28 protein-coding genes are annotated in these 16,668 nt (G+C 46.0%); 2 read left to right on the top strand and 26 right to left on the bottom strand.

The genetic code is table 11. The annotated features are described in order from the left end of the window. Positions 1 to 14 precede the first annotated feature (14 nt). From ABWW03_RS19655 to ABWW03_RS19540, 24 genes are all read right to left on the bottom strand, one after another. Positions 15 to 938 (bottom strand): DUF2971 domain-containing protein, encoded by a 924-nt coding sequence (locus ABWW03_RS19655; RefSeq protein WP_353411344.1) that lies wholly within the window; start codon positions 936 to 938, stop codon positions 15 to 17. Between the two features lie 76 nt (positions 939 to 1,014). Continuing rightward, positions 1,015 to 1,863: a hypothetical protein gene (locus tag ABWW03_RS19650; RefSeq protein WP_353411342.1), complete on the bottom strand. Its 849-nt coding sequence runs from the start codon at positions 1,861 to 1,863 to the stop codon at positions 1,015 to 1,017. Between the two features lie 596 nt (positions 1,864 to 2,459). After that, positions 2,460 to 2,597: a hypothetical protein gene (locus ABWW03_RS19645; RefSeq protein ID WP_353411340.1), complete on the bottom strand. Its 138-nt coding sequence runs from the start codon at positions 2,595 to 2,597 to the stop codon at positions 2,460 to 2,462. Beyond that, complete coding sequence (locus tag ABWW03_RS19640) at positions 2,594 to 3,109, bottom strand: hypothetical protein (protein WP_353411338.1); 516 nt, start codon at positions 3,107 to 3,109, stop codon at positions 2,594 to 2,596. Before ABWW03_RS19640 ends, ABWW03_RS19645 begins: the two co-directional genes overlap by 4 nt. Positions 3,110 to 3,114: 5 nt before the next feature. After that, positions 3,115 to 3,414, bottom strand: coding sequence for a hypothetical protein (locus ABWW03_RS19635; RefSeq protein ID WP_353411336.1), 300 nt, complete (start codon positions 3,412 to 3,414; stop codon positions 3,115 to 3,117). Beyond that, positions 3,411 to 3,821, bottom strand: a complete 411-nt coding sequence (locus ABWW03_RS19630; RefSeq protein ID WP_353411334.1) for a hypothetical protein — start codon at positions 3,819 to 3,821, stop codon at positions 3,411 to 3,413. The genes ABWW03_RS19635 and ABWW03_RS19630 overlap by 4 nt, the downstream gene beginning before the upstream one ends. Next, complete coding sequence (locus ABWW03_RS19625; protein WP_353411332.1) at positions 3,821 to 4,303, bottom strand: hypothetical protein; 483 nt, start codon at positions 4,301 to 4,303, stop codon at positions 3,821 to 3,823. Before ABWW03_RS19625 ends, ABWW03_RS19630 begins: the two co-directional genes overlap by 1 nt. Beyond that, positions 4,300 to 4,944, bottom strand: a complete 645-nt coding sequence (locus ABWW03_RS19620) for a hypothetical protein (RefSeq protein ID WP_353411330.1) — start codon at positions 4,942 to 4,944, stop codon at positions 4,300 to 4,302. Before ABWW03_RS19620 ends, ABWW03_RS19625 begins: the two co-directional genes overlap by 4 nt. After that, entirely contained in the window at positions 4,937 to 5,551 is a 615-nt protein-coding gene (locus ABWW03_RS19615) for a hypothetical protein (protein WP_353411328.1), read from the bottom strand. The genes ABWW03_RS19620 and ABWW03_RS19615 overlap by 8 nt, the downstream gene beginning before the upstream one ends. Further along, on the bottom strand, positions 5,551 to 5,916 hold the full coding sequence (locus ABWW03_RS19610) for a hypothetical protein (protein WP_353411326.1): 366 nt from the start codon (positions 5,914 to 5,916) through the stop codon (positions 5,551 to 5,553). The genes ABWW03_RS19615 and ABWW03_RS19610 overlap by 1 nt, the downstream gene beginning before the upstream one ends. Next, positions 5,913 to 6,122, bottom strand: a complete 210-nt coding sequence (locus tag ABWW03_RS19605) for a hypothetical protein (protein ID WP_353411324.1) — start codon at positions 6,120 to 6,122, stop codon at positions 5,913 to 5,915. Before ABWW03_RS19605 ends, ABWW03_RS19610 begins: the two co-directional genes overlap by 4 nt. Then, positions 6,119 to 6,265, bottom strand: a complete 147-nt coding sequence (locus ABWW03_RS19600; protein WP_353411322.1) for a hypothetical protein — start codon at positions 6,263 to 6,265, stop codon at positions 6,119 to 6,121. The genes ABWW03_RS19605 and ABWW03_RS19600 overlap by 4 nt, the downstream gene beginning before the upstream one ends. A 2-nt stretch (positions 6,266 to 6,267) precedes the next feature. Further along, positions 6,268 to 6,603, bottom strand: a complete 336-nt coding sequence (locus ABWW03_RS19595; RefSeq protein ID WP_353411320.1) for a hypothetical protein — start codon at positions 6,601 to 6,603, stop codon at positions 6,268 to 6,270. 12 nt (positions 6,604 to 6,615) lie between these two features. Then, on the bottom strand, positions 6,616 to 7,434 hold the full coding sequence (locus ABWW03_RS19590; protein WP_353411318.1) for a major capsid protein P2: 819 nt from the start codon (positions 7,432 to 7,434) through the stop codon (positions 6,616 to 6,618). 338 nt (positions 7,435 to 7,772) lie between these two features. Then, positions 7,773 to 8,231, bottom strand: coding sequence for a hypothetical protein (locus ABWW03_RS19585; protein WP_353411316.1), 459 nt, complete (start codon positions 8,229 to 8,231; stop codon positions 7,773 to 7,775). 115 nt (positions 8,232 to 8,346) lie between these two features. Further along, a complete protein-coding gene (locus ABWW03_RS19580) occupies positions 8,347 to 9,165 on the bottom strand; it encodes a hypothetical protein (protein ID WP_353411314.1) in 819 nt (272 codons plus the stop codon). Beyond that, positions 9,149 to 9,748 (bottom strand): hypothetical protein, encoded by a 600-nt coding sequence (locus ABWW03_RS19575; protein WP_353411312.1) that lies wholly within the window; start codon positions 9,746 to 9,748, stop codon positions 9,149 to 9,151. Before ABWW03_RS19575 ends, ABWW03_RS19580 begins: the two co-directional genes overlap by 17 nt. Next, positions 9,745 to 10,218 (bottom strand): hypothetical protein, encoded by a 474-nt coding sequence (locus ABWW03_RS19570; RefSeq protein WP_353411310.1) that lies wholly within the window; start codon positions 10,216 to 10,218, stop codon positions 9,745 to 9,747. Before ABWW03_RS19570 ends, ABWW03_RS19575 begins: the two co-directional genes overlap by 4 nt. Before the next feature lie 2 nt (positions 10,219 to 10,220). Then, a complete protein-coding gene (locus ABWW03_RS19565; protein ID WP_353411308.1) occupies positions 10,221 to 10,445 on the bottom strand; it encodes a hypothetical protein in 225 nt (74 codons plus the stop codon). Continuing rightward, the gene (locus ABWW03_RS19560) at positions 10,426 to 10,638 is read right to left on the bottom strand and encodes a hypothetical protein (RefSeq protein ID WP_353411306.1); all 213 of its coding nucleotides are present in this window, start codon (positions 10,636 to 10,638) and stop codon (positions 10,426 to 10,428) included. The genes ABWW03_RS19565 and ABWW03_RS19560 overlap by 20 nt, the downstream gene beginning before the upstream one ends. A gap of 32 nt (positions 10,639 to 10,670) precedes the next feature. Next, a complete protein-coding gene (locus ABWW03_RS19555; RefSeq protein WP_353411304.1) occupies positions 10,671 to 12,323 on the bottom strand; it encodes a replication endonuclease in 1,653 nt (550 codons plus the stop codon). 21 nt (positions 12,324 to 12,344) lie between these two features. Continuing rightward, a complete protein-coding gene (locus tag ABWW03_RS19550; RefSeq protein WP_353411302.1) occupies positions 12,345 to 12,674 on the bottom strand; it encodes a hypothetical protein in 330 nt (109 codons plus the stop codon). A 213-nt stretch (positions 12,675 to 12,887) separates the two neighbouring features. Next, complete coding sequence (locus tag ABWW03_RS19545; RefSeq protein ID WP_353411300.1) at positions 12,888 to 13,142, bottom strand: hypothetical protein; 255 nt, start codon at positions 13,140 to 13,142, stop codon at positions 12,888 to 12,890. Next, the gene (locus tag ABWW03_RS19540; protein WP_353411298.1) at positions 13,139 to 13,546 is read right to left on the bottom strand and encodes a hypothetical protein; all 408 of its coding nucleotides are present in this window, start codon (positions 13,544 to 13,546) and stop codon (positions 13,139 to 13,141) included. Before ABWW03_RS19540 ends, ABWW03_RS19545 begins: the two co-directional genes overlap by 4 nt. A gap of 208 nt (positions 13,547 to 13,754) precedes the next feature. Between ABWW03_RS19540 and ABWW03_RS19535 the strand changes: the two genes are divergently transcribed. Continuing rightward, positions 13,755 to 14,090, top strand: a complete 336-nt coding sequence (locus ABWW03_RS19535; RefSeq protein WP_353411296.1) for a helix-turn-helix domain-containing protein — start codon at positions 13,755 to 13,757, stop codon at positions 14,088 to 14,090. Between the two features lie 389 nt (positions 14,091 to 14,479). Continuing rightward, a complete protein-coding gene (locus tag ABWW03_RS19530) occupies positions 14,480 to 14,656 on the top strand; it encodes a hypothetical protein (RefSeq protein WP_353411294.1) in 177 nt (58 codons plus the stop codon). A gap of 34 nt (positions 14,657 to 14,690) precedes the next feature. On the opposite strand, the gene ABWW03_RS19525 is transcribed toward ABWW03_RS19530, so the two are convergent. Next, positions 14,691 to 15,167, bottom strand: coding sequence for a hypothetical protein (locus ABWW03_RS19525; RefSeq protein WP_353411292.1), 477 nt, complete (start codon positions 15,165 to 15,167; stop codon positions 14,691 to 14,693). A 53-nt stretch (positions 15,168 to 15,220) separates the two neighbouring features. Further along, on the bottom strand, positions 15,221 to 16,582 hold the full coding sequence (locus tag ABWW03_RS19520) for a KAP family P-loop NTPase fold protein (RefSeq protein WP_353411290.1): 1,362 nt from the start codon (positions 16,580 to 16,582) through the stop codon (positions 15,221 to 15,223). Positions 16,583 to 16,668 lie beyond the last annotated feature (86 nt).

Raw genomic sequence — 16,668 nt, 5'->3', positions numbered from 1 at the left:
GGGCACTGCCCTTTTTACTGATGAAGAAGGTTCTCTAAACCTCCATTGCGGACAACATCTTTTGCTGAGTAAACATTGGCTATTTCCAGTTTATATTTTCTTGGATTTTGCCTAATTGTATACATTTTCCTATTTTCAGGTAATGATTTCGCCACTTGCAAGACCTGCTCTTTAGAAAGTTTATTTCCAATAATTACGCCCTTCAGCGCTTCCGAATTGTACTTTGCCATAATTGGTTTTACTTCATAATCTGAATCACAACCAACTATAAGCCGTGTTTCTTGTTCGTACCTCCACTTATGTAGCTTTGTCAATGCGCAAACTTCAAGTAACTTATCGGAGAATTTATTGGCATCCTCTCTTGAAAAAACTCTGGCAGCTTCAAGAAAACCCACTGAATTAATAGTAGGTATTTTTCGGCTATAGGTAACCCATCTTAGATCTACACTCTCGACCCCAACCTTTACATTTGGATCGTGAACTAATCGTGAAGAGTTAATTCTTTTCAATTCTTTAGGATCGAATACTAATACCACCCCTCTCATTCCATCACCGTAGTGGCCCCACATTAAAATGTCGTTCCATCGTCTGGTAAAACTACAAACTCTGAATGTATGTGTCAGCTCTTCTGCGAACTTAAGACCAGTATCGCTGAGATGTTGGTTTAAATGGATGAATCGTCTCATTGATTCTATAGAATTTGTTGTGTGCTTCGAGTTTTTAGGATCAATTTTTTCAATGAGAGATCGAAGTTTTTCAGTTTCCTTGTAGGGACAGGGCCATTTTGCAAACATTCCAAAATGGGATTCATAAGGGTCGTTATAATCGCTGAAATATTGACAATAAAGCTCATTTTCCTTTAGGTTTTTCAAGGTGTAAATCTGATTTCCCGTTTTCCTTAGGTTCACAAATTTAAAAAGACAGTTTCTAATATCCATGCTGAATTCCCCTAGCCCTATTAATCAAGCTGACTAGATCATCAATCGATGATTTCGACTAAGAATAACTTTAAGATTAGTGTTGCTTTATCGCATACAAGAAATCTCTGTGATGTTGTTTAATTTTTTCATTTGTAGATTCAATTGCAGAGCGATACTCATCCTCATTGAATGGCATGTTCAATTCAGAGCGCATGTAGGAAACTGCTTTTATCTCTAAATCCTGAAAACTAATGGCAGCGTCTACACATTTTATGGACAGAGAGCCCGCCAGCTTAGCGAGACTTCGGTATTTCTCAGCGTGAGAATCACGCAGTACAACATCTTCACTTCGAAGATTTTCGACATATTTATCTAACCTATCTCGATATACTGAAATCTCATCTTCCTTCAAGCTAACAGCTTCAATTTCATTAAGTGCGTTTTTCAACTTCCTGTCTATTTCTTTTCGCTGCTCCATATTTTCATCTAAGTCTTTCATTAATCCATCGATAGGCTCTTTTTCAGGCATGAGAGCCAGAGTTTTTTCAGCCATTGCGAGTGATAATTCATTTACTGCTTGCAATGTTCTATTCTCAGCAACGACGCTTACTCTAGCTGCAGCTGACGATTTATCGGGCAAGGCCTTCATCTCTTCGATTGTCATATAAGGCATGGTAATCAATGCCCTTCTTCGCTGGACAAAAAAATCTATTGCATTCATAAAAATTTCAGACTTCAACTTATGGTCACGCTCTAGCTTTGCTGCTCTAGCCTGAAATATGTTGTTAATCAGAATGCCAACAATCGCTATCACCGATCCGAGAATAGCTCCAACAACCGTGTCTGAAAATGCTGATTCCACTTTATGCTCCGTAAAACTAATCAAAAGAACGCATGTCCAGGAAAATGCATTGAAGGCAATATCTGAGGCTGCTAATTGCATCACATCTTCCCTGACTTTTTAAAATTGAAGTTAGCTAATTAAATTTTAAAACCTAAACCTGAAACAAGGAGACTAATGCCAAACATTGATTGTGGCAATACATAAAATTAAAGATGGTTTAATTACTCATATTTGATTATATATCCACCACCCTCCAATGCGAACTCCGAGCCAGCGGACCCATCCTCGACCAGGACGTCCGAAATATCCATTTAATCGGCGCATCATACGATCAGCATAAGACCGCCCTGCTTTCAGTCTGTACAAGCGATCATGGACGACACAGGCAGGATGACGCGGCCACGGCCAACGTAATTCGTTAACAAAGTTACATCCATTGCTAATTTTGTGTTCGCCATTCTGATAAGCATCTAACAGGAGGGTTTCGAGCTCGGGATCACCCTGGCCGTTTTCCTGGCGGCCAGCGATCCATTGTTTAACGAGTTCGAATTCGTTATCGATCGTCACCTTGCTTTAGCTCCAATTGCTGGACACGCCATAACAGCAAGGTTTGATTCTTGGTAAGTTCGTGAGTGGTGAAAACCGTCCATGACACCATAGCGAGCATACCGCCAGCTATAAGCGTTTGAACGACGTTAAACTTGTCCTTGTCCACTGTGTTCACAGGCAGGCTTCCCCAAAATTCCTGAAGCTTTCAATTTGTAAACCAACACACCGCCAATGACGGTAATCAGTACACCGGTTGTGATGGTCGTTATCATTTGTTTATTCACGCCACAATCCCCGCATCAGCCAGTCCTGGCGCACCGTATTTATAGGTGCCCGCGATACGCGACCAAATCGTGTCACGAGTGCTACGCACATCAACGTGCAGCATATGACCAGGGCTGGTATCCGTATAAACACCGATACCGGAAAAACCAACGGCTTTAGCAATATCAAAGGCGCGCTCTAATTCTTCCGATGTTTCGATATAACGGCCACCCACCTTCGGGAAAATATCAACGGCCCTCACCTCGCCCCACACATTGACATTGTGCTGGCTTCGGCTGTGATCGTCACGACGACCAACAGCACCATCTGCAGAACTGACAATTACCGGCCCGCCCCAGGCCTCACGAAATTTATCCAACTTAAGCAATAAATCATTGCTCATGAGCGGATACCAGACACCAAACTCGGACGGCTTAAAATATTTTAGCGTTGGCTTGTTCATTGATTTCATCACCCAAGAGGCCAGCAAACCGCCCGCCGCTACCAATAAAAATAAATAGGTTTTTTTCATGCTCGTTACTCGTGCGGTGCACCCATGATTTCATTTGCCTGTTCGATAGTGATCAGCTCTTCATCGACCAGGGACAAAAACAACAATCGATATTTTGAGTTGTTAAAATCAATCGACGTGGACGCATCCAGAAGCTTGCTCATAAAATACAAGCGTTTTTTGGTGCTGCGACCCACAACATAAATGGCATCTTCGCCAACCATGTCGATAAACTTTACTTTCGGCAAATGATTGTATTTGGGGCCAGTGTCTTCACGATTGACCTTCCCGACCACCTTGCCGTTAATCACCACATCTTCAATCATTGCATTGAAATCCTTGCATGAGCCCAAATGTTCCAGCCCGCCACCTGACCTTGCGCCATCACTCGAAGTCGATCACACGGCACCGATTGCGAATTGAACACGATTTGATAGTACTCAATGTAAAACGATGTTTGATCAAACACCTTTTGCTCATTGATATACACTTCAAAAAGTCCGGTTTTCCACGTTCCCGTTCCGGTAGTTTTGACGAACAAATCGTGAATAATCAGAGGCTCAGTAATATCAATCAACGTGGCAAGGCTGCCACCGGCCCCCACATTGGCACTCACATTACATTGATTCATTCGTTCGGGTATACCAGTCAGGCCAGCACCCGCTTTCATCGGAATGTTTGACGGAATTAATTCACCACCACCGCCGCTAGCGCCTGGAATATAAATCGCCATTAAAACGACTCCTTAAGCACTCGCACTTCAACATCGGTTGAATCCGCCATTGCATACAATGCGGCACTGGTGTGCCACTCCATACGCGCACCCTCCTCCACCGGAAAACCATTGTCCTTGGTTAGATCACTGCCACCAATCCAAACTTTCCCCATGACCACATAGGTAACACGCTGGCCATTTGGCTCGGCATCAAACAACTTTGCAGCCACAGCCGTAACTGTTTTCTTTTCCGCACCAATGGCGATAGAGGCTTTTACTTTTGCGCCCACTTCCTGGCCGGCTACATCGACGGTTTGACCGGCGATATCCACGGTCTGCCCCGCGATATCAACAGTTTGGTTTTCGATATCGACGGTTTGCCCGGCAATGTCTACGGTCTGGCCGCTGATATCGACAGTTTGCCCCGCGATATCAACGGTTTGTCCAGAAACATCGACCGCTGCAGCCGCCTCTGGGATAACAGGGTTACTCGTTATCATGGGCGGTACTCCTCAGTCACAGACACCTTGGCAACGTCGCCACTGGTGTTGTGAATATAAATCTCTGCTGTGTTTTCAATAACGGTTTCGGCAATAGCGTTGATCGAACCCCGCATTAATTTGCCTTTGCCTGCAGCAACATCCGTTGAACCAACACGCAAGGCCGTAACCGTAGCCGAAATATTTTGAATACTGACCACACGATTCGTTACGTCATTGGCGTCAATGATTTTTACTTTTTGACCTGCAGGTATGGTTATGTCATCCAGGGTGTTGATTACATTTGCCTGGATGGCTCGCACCTTGCCATCATTGAGCGTATCGATCGTGGCTTCGAAAGAAAGCGCCTCTTGAATGCGCTTAACGACCACTTCATTTTCAACCGTTACGGTGCCATTACCCGCGCCATGCACTTTGATATTGGCAACTTCATATTCGATTTCTACGGGATCTTCGCCCGTATTCACCAACATTACCCGGTTGGTATTCGGTAATTCATACTGACGGCCCACTTTACCGATCAGCACACCAAAATCAGGCGATTCAATATGGAATTGCGAGGTGGTATTGATGATCGACAGGAAAAGACCTGGCGTAGTGATTTGGATTTGCTGGCCAACAGCAATCGTTTTCTTAGGCATTGCGGAACCTCCGCAACAGCATGACAAAAGCAATGGACAAACCAATACCGCCCGCAGTCATCGCAAAATAGCGAGACATTTCCACTACGCTTTTCGCAATTACGTCCTGGCCTTGCAAAGCTGTGGACTTTGCCAAGCTGGCAATAATCGCGGTGTTTTCCTTAGAAGTCGTTTGCAGCCTTTGAACCACATCGGCATTCGACGCATTGGTTTTATCTACGGACTCAGAGAGCCCCTCAATAACCTGTTCACCCAGGGCAAACGCCGCATCGATCGCACCACCATCCAGAACGTTAATGGTGCCGGTGTTACCGGAATAGTCACCACTGTTTTCCGTCTCCTGGGAATAGTCGTACTCATTGGAAATACTAGTATTCGAGGACACAGAGGACGACGTTGAATTATCAATATCGTATTCAATGTCCTTGTTAAAAGAGTCGCTTATGCTGTTATCGATATCCTGTTCGAGATCAAGCTCGATACTGTTATCGGTTTCTGACTCATCAACCGTGACACCTTGAGCACCAGCAAACTGACCATCGTTTACGATATTAGTCGTTTGCTGTTGCGTCGAGGTGCTTTGACTGGATCGACTGCGGCCGCCCATTACATCACCCCTACGAGATAAATATGCTCGTCACGACCTAGCAAGTTTCGACGGATGCCAACCAGCTTTACCTCAAGACCGGCCATAGCCTTTTGTAAGCGCTCCGGATACTTGGTATGAAATCGGACATGGCTCGCACCATTTGCGCGGGCTAAATCGATCAAGGCCTGTCGGCTTTCGTAAACCTTACGACCTTTGATACCCACAATAACCATCGTGCTAAGTTCCATTCGGAACACCGCGATCAATGTCGGAGACACAAGAACGACATTAGCCTTGCCTTGTTCAATTTCTTTAAAAACTGACTTAGGCACAACGTCACGAAGGTATTTTTTTAACGATTTATCAAGAGTTAGAACCTTCACTTTGAGTCCTTCTTCGAATAAACCAAGATACCAACGTAAGCAACGATACCCAGGGCAATTACCCAGGAGGGAATCCCATTACCTTTGTTGTAATAGAGGCCAGCGCCTTTTGAGCTGGTATCTTGTGAAGTGTCGCCATCAATGCCCGAGCTGGCATGGCCGCCGTTGATATTGGGACTGGCACCCGCTCCCATTAATGGAATCATGAGGCCAGTTCCTTATAGCTAACGTAAGCAATGCCACCGGCAACGGCTAAGGTAATACCCTGCCCAATGTGTTTGGACGTGAGCATACCGAGACCAAAACCTGCACCCCCGGCAACTAATGGCAACAATACGATTAACGGCATAACTACACCTTTACAGCAACGATTAACGCCAAGGTAAGAAACCCGCCACCGATCATGAGTTCTTTTTTATTCAAACCCATAAAGACCGGCGCATTCATAGCCACATCGGCGGCCCGCTGATTCGCGGCGGCCTCCGCATTGGCCTTGGCCTCTTCTTCGGCTTTAATTTGCTCTGGGCTTTTTGCTGGACCAGGGTTACCACTGAATCCGTTTTCAGCCCAGCGTTTGGCGTAGTCTTGAACGCCTTCGGACACTCCGGTCAGCGCTCCACCGACAGTATTGCCAACTGACTCGGCAATACCTTCGGCTGATTTCCACAAGTCATCAAAAAATGACATGACACCCCCGCGCTACGCGACTTTTTCGTAACCGTCTACGTGAACCTTCATTGCACCAGGGCCATCAGTTTGGAATACAAAATTCAAACCGTGGGTATTCATGGCGTCATTAACGCCGAAACCCATCAAGGTGAAATCCAGCAGCAAGTGACCAGACGGCAAATCAACATCCGCATAACGCTGCATCGCGAAATCAATATCATCGCGGGTAGCTTCATGGATGGTGGTTTTGCCACGCTTGACGAACACTTTGGTAACATTCACATTGGATTCATCAATGTACATACGCTGTAACCAACGAGTTTGCGAGCCCTGATAGGCTACTTCGAAATCGCCCTTTTCCGGACAGTCCAAAGTCAAAGTTTTCATGGTAGGCAAATATTCTCGACCAGCACCCGGCGTATTGGCGGCTGAGTTTTCGGTAACCCAGGCTTTACCGCGCATAGTCAGTTTTGCAGGATCAGTCGCGTCCTTCTCGCCAAACTCAACCTTTAGGATCACATCTTCATCCGCACCTGTTACCAGGGAGGACTGATAAATCCCAACGGGGGTTCGATATTCGAAGTTCGCTAGATCAAGAACGAAACGGCCTTCTTCGCCGTGTTTCTTGTAAGCCGCTTCTTTGAGCTTCAGCAATTCACCCGAGGCATACGCAATCGGCGTACCGCCGATTTCGATAGTAACCTTACGAAGGGTCTTGGCCACTTTTAAACTGGTTTGCAGTTCGATCACGTGATAAACCAAGCCACCTTCCAACACGATGTTCCATTCTTCATCGTAGTCATTACCCAAAGGTGCCTTTAACTGGTGCATGATAGGCGTAATTTTCATGGCCCTTAGTCTCCGATCACGTCTTCGACTGCATCAACGTTGTTTGATGCCCACACCACCAGCGACGAAACAACCAGGGCAATCCCGGCCATCGCTAGATAATTCTTTGTACTTTTAGTCATTTCCACATACCCAAATGCGTTGAAATTAAAAAATGCCCCCTGGCACTGGGCAATATTGATAACAACAGATTTGGAATCGAACCAAGCGGAATTCGGAATTGAATTTGGAAAATTTGGAATTTTTTCGAAATTGAGGCACAAAAAAAGCGGCTCATTGGCCGCTGTAGGTGCTGACAGGCACGTTATTCAAAAAAAAGTAATAGGATAATTTAGGGATTATTTAATAGGACACCGGCTAAATATTTTAACATCTGCTGGGTTTTTATCCCCAGCACTTACACTTGCATACGCCTTTTTATTGTAATCAACAATAAAGTAGTTATCCCTATACCAACTCAACGAGAGAGATTTTCTTTCGACAACTGAAGGGTAAAACATGGCTCCATTTAGCTTTGAGTTTGGATCATCAAGTAAAATTCGATATTCACACTCGGCGTCGAATGGAATTTCGTCGACTGCGACCCTTTCCCACATTTGATTTTTAAGGACCTTTTCTTCGAGCCAAATGACTGTTGCTTCACTCTCCCTTAAGATCATATTTTGAGCGATTTGGCCTTTCTTCAGTTTGTCGATTTCACCCATAAGCTGTGATTGGTCGCTGTAGTACTTAATAGCTCCACCAACAAGCGCCACTGAAAGCGCTACTAATCCACCTAACTCCAAACCTTTACTCACGGTATTCTCCCTTTTGTATTTTTCTACATCCAGAAAATACTATGTATCACCCTCAGTGCAAGAGATATAAAGCATAGATCCATTGGTTACATAAAATTTTGTCGCTCAATCTCTCTTATCGAGCCAAACGATAACCACCATCCTCGTCCAGTGCTTTCTGGTGGTTGGACCAATTCTTTCTGAGACTTGCTGCGGGCTTGACATAACAAGCGACTTTTTCGCATGTGCCGAAGGCCTGGCTGTATAGATAATGCACCTTCGTTCGTACGTTTTCATCGATCTTGCTGTAGTACATTTCCAGCTCTTTGTTCCGATATCCCAGGTCGACAACATCGGCCCGACTGCAACCGAGTGCATCAGCCACCCGGGCGATATCCGCTTCGTAGCCTTGAGCCCCAATCACCTTAATGGGGGAATTGCCCCAAATGGTTTTTGAAACTGTTGCACTGCGCTGAAAAACCGCAATGGCACGAATGCCAAACTTGCGGCCACCCGTGAAAATTTTCCCAATGGTGGTTTTATCGTCGCCGTTACCCTCGCAGTACTCGCCGTATTCCTCAAACACAGAATACAGAATTCGATTGCCATCACCGGCCGCCCATACCAGTTTTGCGAACCATTCGGCCGCTGCCTGCAACTTGGCCTTGGATTCCTTCTGATCTTTCCCGGTAATTTTTGGCGTATACGCCATGACAAACGGTTTGCCACTGGCCCAAGCCCGGGCAAACTGTTTTGAAAAGTTCATTTTGGTTTTATACGCATACACCCGACGCGAGCCCAAGCGCTTGTATTCGCCGTGTGGATCGAAAATGACAGCCGGATATTCATCACCGATCAAACCGAGGGAATTAACGGCTATGCCCTTGCCTCCCCCGGTGATCATGCAAACGCTGGCATGTTTGGCATTCCTGGCCGAATTAGGATTTATCGCCATTGGCCGCCCCTCGCTTGCTGGCTTTCTTAGCGCCCTTGATCGACATAAAGGTATAACCCCCAACACCAACCGCCGCGACGGCCGCCATGCCTTCCGGAATTTTGGAGTTTAGGTCTATTCGATCTCCGCTCAGATAGCGTTCAACCGCTTTGCCATGCTTCATGATGGCTGGCGCAACCAGAACAGCGACAAAGAACTTCGCCTCATTGGGCAAATCCAGATCAACACCGGATTTGGCCGAGACAAACGCCAGGTAGGTATCAAGCCCCTGGATGGCCATTGCCATGGATCTCTCCTGGCTAAACTCATCACCAGCGGGTTTGTTTTCCAAATCATTCTGCGCCTGTTCTTGCTTCTCAGTTTCCCGGGCTTCGGCCTGAGTGGTGGTTGCCTCATTGAGAATTTCGGCCAATTCCGGATTGTCCTCCGGCGTGAATTCCACGGATGACGCCGAATGGCTGGCGTTTTCGGTTTCAGATTCGGCCTCCTGAGAGGCGTTTACCTGGCTGCTATCGTCAACCGCTTCGGTTGATTCCGCGTCCAGCGCCAAATCGGTTTGAATTTCTGCTGCCGCTTCGCTCATGACTGCCCCTTACACGCTACGTAGATACCACCACCGACCACGAACGACACGCAGATACCAGCGACCAATTTCCAAGTACTCCAGCCAGACTGCGACTCCTGGCCCGATTCAGCCCCCGAACTGGATTCGGTTTTGACTTCCGAAATATTCCGATTTTCCGGCCCCGGCTCCAAAACCTCTGGCATATCCTGCGGCTCAGGTTTCCAGTCATTCGGCGCGGGCTCTGGATTTGCGGCCGATTCGACCTTCAATTCCGTTTCCGAATTTTTCGGAATTTCCGGCTTTGCCGATTCCGGAAATTCGCCTTTGATTCCGATATCGTCTTGTTCAATGGCCTCGATCTTGGCCGCTGTTTCAGCAGAACCCAGGTTAGAACCACATTTGACACAATGCAGATAGCGCAAGTGCTTGCCGTTGCTGCGCCTCCGAACCTCTGCAATGCGTCCACAATCACAAATAGCCTGTTTCATGGCTAACTCCCGTTTGTAAGCTTCTCGATAAGCTCAGCCTGTTCAACCATCAGTGCCGATTGCTCATCGAGCATTTGAGCCGCCCTTACCAGGGGCTGCTTAATATCTCCAACCATGGATGAAATCATGCCTGGAACTTTGACCGACCGAATCTCGGCCGATGCGATACCAACTTTCGCGGCGTGTTTCTTGACCCGGTTAACGTGGTCACTTATCTCCTGTTTCAACTTCGCCCCCTTCATGTACTTCCGCTTTTTCACCATCACCCAACACCAGGCAACCCGCACGAACTGCCACCGACAAACGAGCCGAGGGGCTAAGCTTTCGCAAGGCCTCCCGCGTCTCGTTATCGCCGCAATACCCTTGAGCCATTGGCAATGTTGAGCAACCCCCTAAACTGGCCGCAACGGCCAAAGCCATTATTGTTTTCTTCAATCTAAATCCCCGTACAGTTATTGACACAAGTCCAAGACGGGCGGCGCTGCCGCCCTTTTTTCGCCAGCCTCATAATTTGCGCCAGCACCTACATTGTGGTGAACAATCCAAACTTTAAATCGTGTGCGGATCATTCGACCTGCGCCACGCATCACCAAACCAATGATCCGTTTTACTTCTTCTTGATAGGTATTGGGTTCGGGTTTTTCGATATACAAAGCCCGCAACTTTTGATCGTCACGACCAGAGAACGCCCCACCCATCAATTCAACAAACTTGGCCCAATCGCCATCGTCAGCCGCTTCGCGAATGGCTTCCGCTTCTTCCGGTTCCCATTCTTCCAATGGCTCACGACGGCGGCGAAGTTCACGCCAAACCGTTACCGATGCGCAACCAATTTGCTGAAATTGGCGAATGCCCCACAGCGACGCCCAAGCGCGAACACGTGCCGCACCCTCCTCCCCGGTTACGCCGCCTTCAAAATCCGCATCGACACCGTGTGCATCAATATTTTTCGAAATGTATTTAGCGATGTAGCCAGCGGCCGTGCCTTTGGCTGGATCAATCTCGACGATCTCGCTACGGTACTCTTTGGCACCCAGCTCGAAACCATCCTCATGCAAGGCGTAATCGCTAAAAATTCGCTTGGCTGATTCGAGATCGTTACGACAGAAAAACAGCATCAAATGCCAGTGCGGCGTTCCGTCGTGGTGTGGCTCACACACACGGAAACCAAAACAGCGAATGCCTTTTCGATTCCAATCAGCACGAATACGAGCCCACACCTGACACAGATAATCCGACGCCTGCTTAGGGGTGTAGCCCTGATATTTTGGGTTTGGCTGGCCGCTCTTTTTCCAAGCGTGATATTTACTAGGACAGGTCAACGTGAGAAACAAGCCGCGCAACTCCATGGCGTCGGCAATTTCCTCGAAACCACGAATACGGACCATAAGCTCATCACGTCGAATTTCAGGATTGGACGGGGAAGCATCAACCGCAGCCTCCATTGGCACCATTTCGCCCGTGGTGGCCTCTTCCATTTCCATGGACTCAATGAGAGCCCGGTTTTTTCGCTGCTGGCCTTTCCAACGTTCAAAATACCAATCGGACACATACGGAGATTTACCCTGGCGAACACAGCCAAGCTGGATAGCAACGCTTTCCACTTGACGGCTGTAACGGGTTTTTAGTTTACGACGCCACCATTTCGCACAACAGACACGAGCAATAGCGGATTCGTTTTTCTTTTGGATGGTTTCGGCCGTGTCATTGCGAGTGATCTTTACAGGCCAGCTCAGACCGAATGATTCAATGTAGGTAATGATCTCAGTTAACGTATCTTCAAAGCTGGCCGGCCGCTGTGAACCGATAACCGCGATACGCCCTTCTGACTGGCTCACAAACTTAGCGTTTTTAATTCCGGTGCAAGATTGCGCGCAACCGTCAGCCATCATACGGACTTCATCTAAATCCATGGTGGCCGGGAATGGCAATCCCTCAGCTTGGAGTTGTTCGTCGATTTCACGGAGCTGAACATTGGCTGCTCGAATTCCGCGTTGACGTTTGGTGTACTCGTAAGCACCGCGCAGAATGGAAGAAAATCCGCGATGCTTTCCTACTATCTTGTCTCTAAATCTCTCGTTTTCACAAACGGCTACGGGGTGCATAGGAACACCCCGCGAGAATGGTTAGCTAATCTTTTCCTCCGAGCCATCCGGATACACATCATAAACTCCGTACATTTCCCTTGTGCGTATCACGAATTCTGCCCCTAGGCAGCGATCCTCAAGACCTCGAAATATTTCAGCCTTGATATCCTCTTTATCCGTGCCCCTATTTGAGGCCACTATATCCGCGACAACACCAAATTTAGCGAACACCTCCGCTGCCTGATCTAATGCGCGCTCTGGAGTCTTTTCATTAAGCTCCCCCCGCATAATCAGAGTTCCCACTACCATCGAAAATGCCAATATCTCTTCTTCGGTAAAGGTCAAGGTGCGTTTCTTTTGTTTTGCCATTTCTAAAGTCCTTTTGGATTCCATGAATGGCAAAGTATACAACTATTCAGGAACCCAAGACATAGAGCCTCGCGCCGACGTAGAGCTGTCCCCCGAGGCATGCAAACTGAAACCCTACAATTGATATTTGCACCACTTGCGGCCACTCAGCAACGAATGCGATAGCCGGAGCAATGAAGCAAACGATTGCTGTCAGAATCCAATAAAGAATTTTCATTGCACCACCTCGCATTTTGGAGCTGGAGCCGAAAGTGCATGCGCCACTTCACGCCATTCTTTTGCCCAGTACTGATAAATATCAGACATTGCACGGCAATCGTTTTGCATAAAACGTAGAGACAATTTTAAACAGCGGCTAATTTCACCCACTGCATATTCATGCGCTTCTTTGTCATCATTGCCAACATTCGACACAGCAATGGCAATAAAGTCTGCCCTGAAGGCACCCTCTTTAAACTCGATACTCATGCCGCACCCCTTTTATCTTCTTCACCAGCGATAAAGCCCGACTTGATTTGCTCAACAGCAAACGGCACACAGCATGCCTCGAATGCCTCTTTTGTTTGCTCATAGATCAACTGGAAAAGTTTGTTGAGTGAGTCGTAAGGGAGAGATTCATAACGGTCACAATACGCCTGTAGATTTTCTTTTTTGAATTCATTAGGCCAACGCATTACTGCATCGCGCAGATAAAGTTTTTTGAGATCAAGACTCATTGAAATCCACATTTCTTTGCGGCCATCGATTTTGGAATCAGCGTGTAAACGCGGAAGAATTCGCGTTAATAACGAATCAGTTTTTTGGATTAAATTCGGTTCGGATCGCGCGAGTAATTTCTGAGCGTCTAGAAAAAACATGTAACAAAGTTCCATGGCTTTACGTCCTATTCAGTGTTGGTCAACTGTCCTTGGCCAACCATCAAGGCATCCCCCTCGACCTACCAAAGTCTATTGAGGGGGACGGCTGATAGGTCAGCGGGATGAATAATACGCACACCCAGTGTGCGTACGCAACAGGAGTGTGCGCACTGGAATTTGCCAATTCCCTAGGAATCAGGCATTTTTAGAAGGAATTAATCTAATGACCTACCAACCCCTAATGATCACCACAATTGCTATTGTTGACCGCCTAAGAGAGACCAATGATTGGTCTGATTACAGAGTTGCCCAAGAGCTAGAAGTCAGTCACCAAGCGGTCTCCCGCTGGCGTAAGACAGGCTCTACCATGGCTGATGAAACTGCGATCAAGGCCGCAGAACTACTAGGACTTCCACCGGAATTCATTCTTTCGAACATCCAGGCAGAACGGGCAATTAACAGCCCTGTTTTCGATAATCTGCGGAAAATTGCTGACATGGTTGAAACGCAGATGAAAGATAAAATCGACCCCAAGAAAAAGCCGAAATCCAAGAAGTAATCTAGAACCCCCTATTTTTATAGGTCGAAAGTTTTTCGCCTAAATCTTGCGCAATTTCCGGATACAAAAGGACGCTGTATATTATGTTAAATTTCATTATCGCCGCTAATACACCCTTAAACGTTATTCCTGAGCAAGTTTTTACCGCCACAAATCGGCATGTCGCTTGTTTCCTCTCACGTCACCTTGGGAATTCCCCCAGGGCATCGTGTATGGAGACACACAATGATCAAAGATACCCAAACCCTGTGTTGCTGGTTCAGCGTTCAGAGGCTATGCGAGCTCCTTGGAGTTACTCAGGTCACAAGCCAAGCGCTATCAGACCGGACCAAGCCAAACCACGGCCCAGAGAGGTCACACTGCTGCGGTTGTTATATGAAGGTAAAATCATGCCAGAAAGCTGGCCCAACGGAATGAAGTTCCGAGGAAACTTGTTAACAACAGCCAATGAGCTTGAGTCGTTAACCTGGAAGGAGATTGATACTTATCGCTGGGTGCTGGGCCAGTGGCATTGGAGCAATCAAAAACTAATCGAATTCGAGCGTAAGCTGCAAATGATCCAATAGCGCACTACGAATAGGGGGCGAGCCCCCTATTCTTCTAGTGATGGTTAACTATAGCAGGCAGTTTTTTGGAGGTTCCTTTACAAAGGACCTGTTTTGATTTTCCAGTTCCAACGACCTGCATTCCGCTGCAAGACAGAAAAGGCTTCCAAGTATCACCCGGTTTTGGTGTTTTTGGGTTCACATATCTTCCACATTCAGGGCACTTCAATATTTCTTCGTTATCCGAATTTTCCTTGAGAGTCTCCAAGATCTTTAGTAGATTTCGTTCGAGGGCTTTTTCGTTGTTGAAAATATGGGTAGTACCAATCAGGCCATCCAAGCTAACAGAAACCTTTTCATATTTTTCTTTATCAATATTATCATCAAAAAAGTTTCCTGAGTATGAACAATATGCAGACACAAACCAGCCATTCTTTAAATCAATCTTAAATCTATCAGAGTACCCCGCCGAAGTATCATCAACAAAACCAACCTTTTCTAAGATTGGTTGAATATTTTTCTTTAGCAACATTGATAGCATCCTTGTTTAATGAGTTAAGTGGATTATCTAGTTTATTTCAAGACTTACACCCTAAATAAATCAATCCTTTCGCATATATCACCAATGCTTGTCTTCTCCATTTTTACATTTCTCATGTCAAACTTGGGGTGCGTAGACGCAAAGGAGTTTTGATTGCCTATATTGTCAAACATATTAAATCTTAATATTGCTCTTAGTTGATGAGTTTCAATGTCGCTATAAATCTCAGTCTGTCTGGACCAATAGAAATTGGGTTGAAGGACGTCCAACCGAGTTTCTTCTTTAAGAGACATATAAGAGATATTATTCTTTGCCAACTTATCGTAGACTTTTGGAAATTTAACCTTGACTATTGAAATGTAAAATGCAACCTGAGCATCGTTTCCAGACAATCCCCCGTCAAACGAATTGTAAACAATCGCAAAATTAGTAAGAACTCTTTCCAGATTTCGAAAGGAAAGCTGATATCCTGAGGCTAGTTCTTCAAGATCTGTATATATCGGATCCTGCTCAATATTCCCCAATCTAAACTCCATTCTTTTAAGACAGTCAACAATGTATTTCCCTGGAATTGATTTTCCATCGTCAATTGTACGAGGAAGAGTGGTCCATATTGAAACAAACTTTTGTAAATACTCTGACGCTTCTATTCCATAGCCATACTCACACTCAATTGACTTTTCCAGTTGACGCCGATTTGTAACCAAAACAAAAGTTATGCTATCTACTGAATAGAAGTGTTTGATAATCTCCAACACCTCTAAAGCGTAGTTGGGCCTACACCTATCCAGCTCGTCAATTATAAAAACTAGTCGTCCATTGCCTTCGCCATTGCCTTCTTTGGCGATGGCATTTAGACAAATCTTAAAATCTTCAATACTTTTCTTTTCACTTTTTGATTTGGCCAGCCTGTCTGAAATAAAAGAATCTGCAAATGCAGAAGACTCTTCTTCCGCACCCGAATCTTCAAAAGTGGTATCGTCAATAATGCCTGCTGTAAGTGCCCTAAGCCCCATTCTGACTCCAGCTCTCGCCATCACAAGACAAGCCGATTTTGACTTTTCAAGAAACTGATTTAGCCTTTCACTATCACTTCCTTCCTGTTCCTCAATAAGCTCATATATCTCGCTAGAAATTGCCAAAAAGGGATCAGATTTGTAATCGTTTTTGAATGCATCAAAGTATATATGCTGCATATTTTTCTTATGTAGAAGCCCTATCCACATTCGAATAAATGTGCTTTTTCCCGAGCCCCAAGGGGCGTCCAGCGCAATTACCATTTCACCCGGTGTGTTGTTTATTAATTGATACAAAGACTCACCAAATGGAGCTCGATTAAATATATCGAGATCTTCAGAAAAACCAGTTTCATCGGTGATTTGAATCGGGCTTGGAATTAACTTCATGGGAGCTCTTCCTTGAGTTGTATGACAATCTGCAAAAAGAAAGAGCGTAATACTAGCAGCAATATGAATCAAGTAATTCTATGATA

Origin of the sequence: Pseudoteredinibacter isoporae, assembly GCF_040372805.1 — a bacterium.
Taxonomy (GTDB): domain Bacteria; phylum Pseudomonadota; class Gammaproteobacteria; order Pseudomonadales; family Cellvibrionaceae; genus Pseudoteredinibacter; species Pseudoteredinibacter isoporae_A.
Note: the sequence above shows the minus strand (reverse complement) of the source record. Positions and strands in the feature narration are given on the sequence as shown.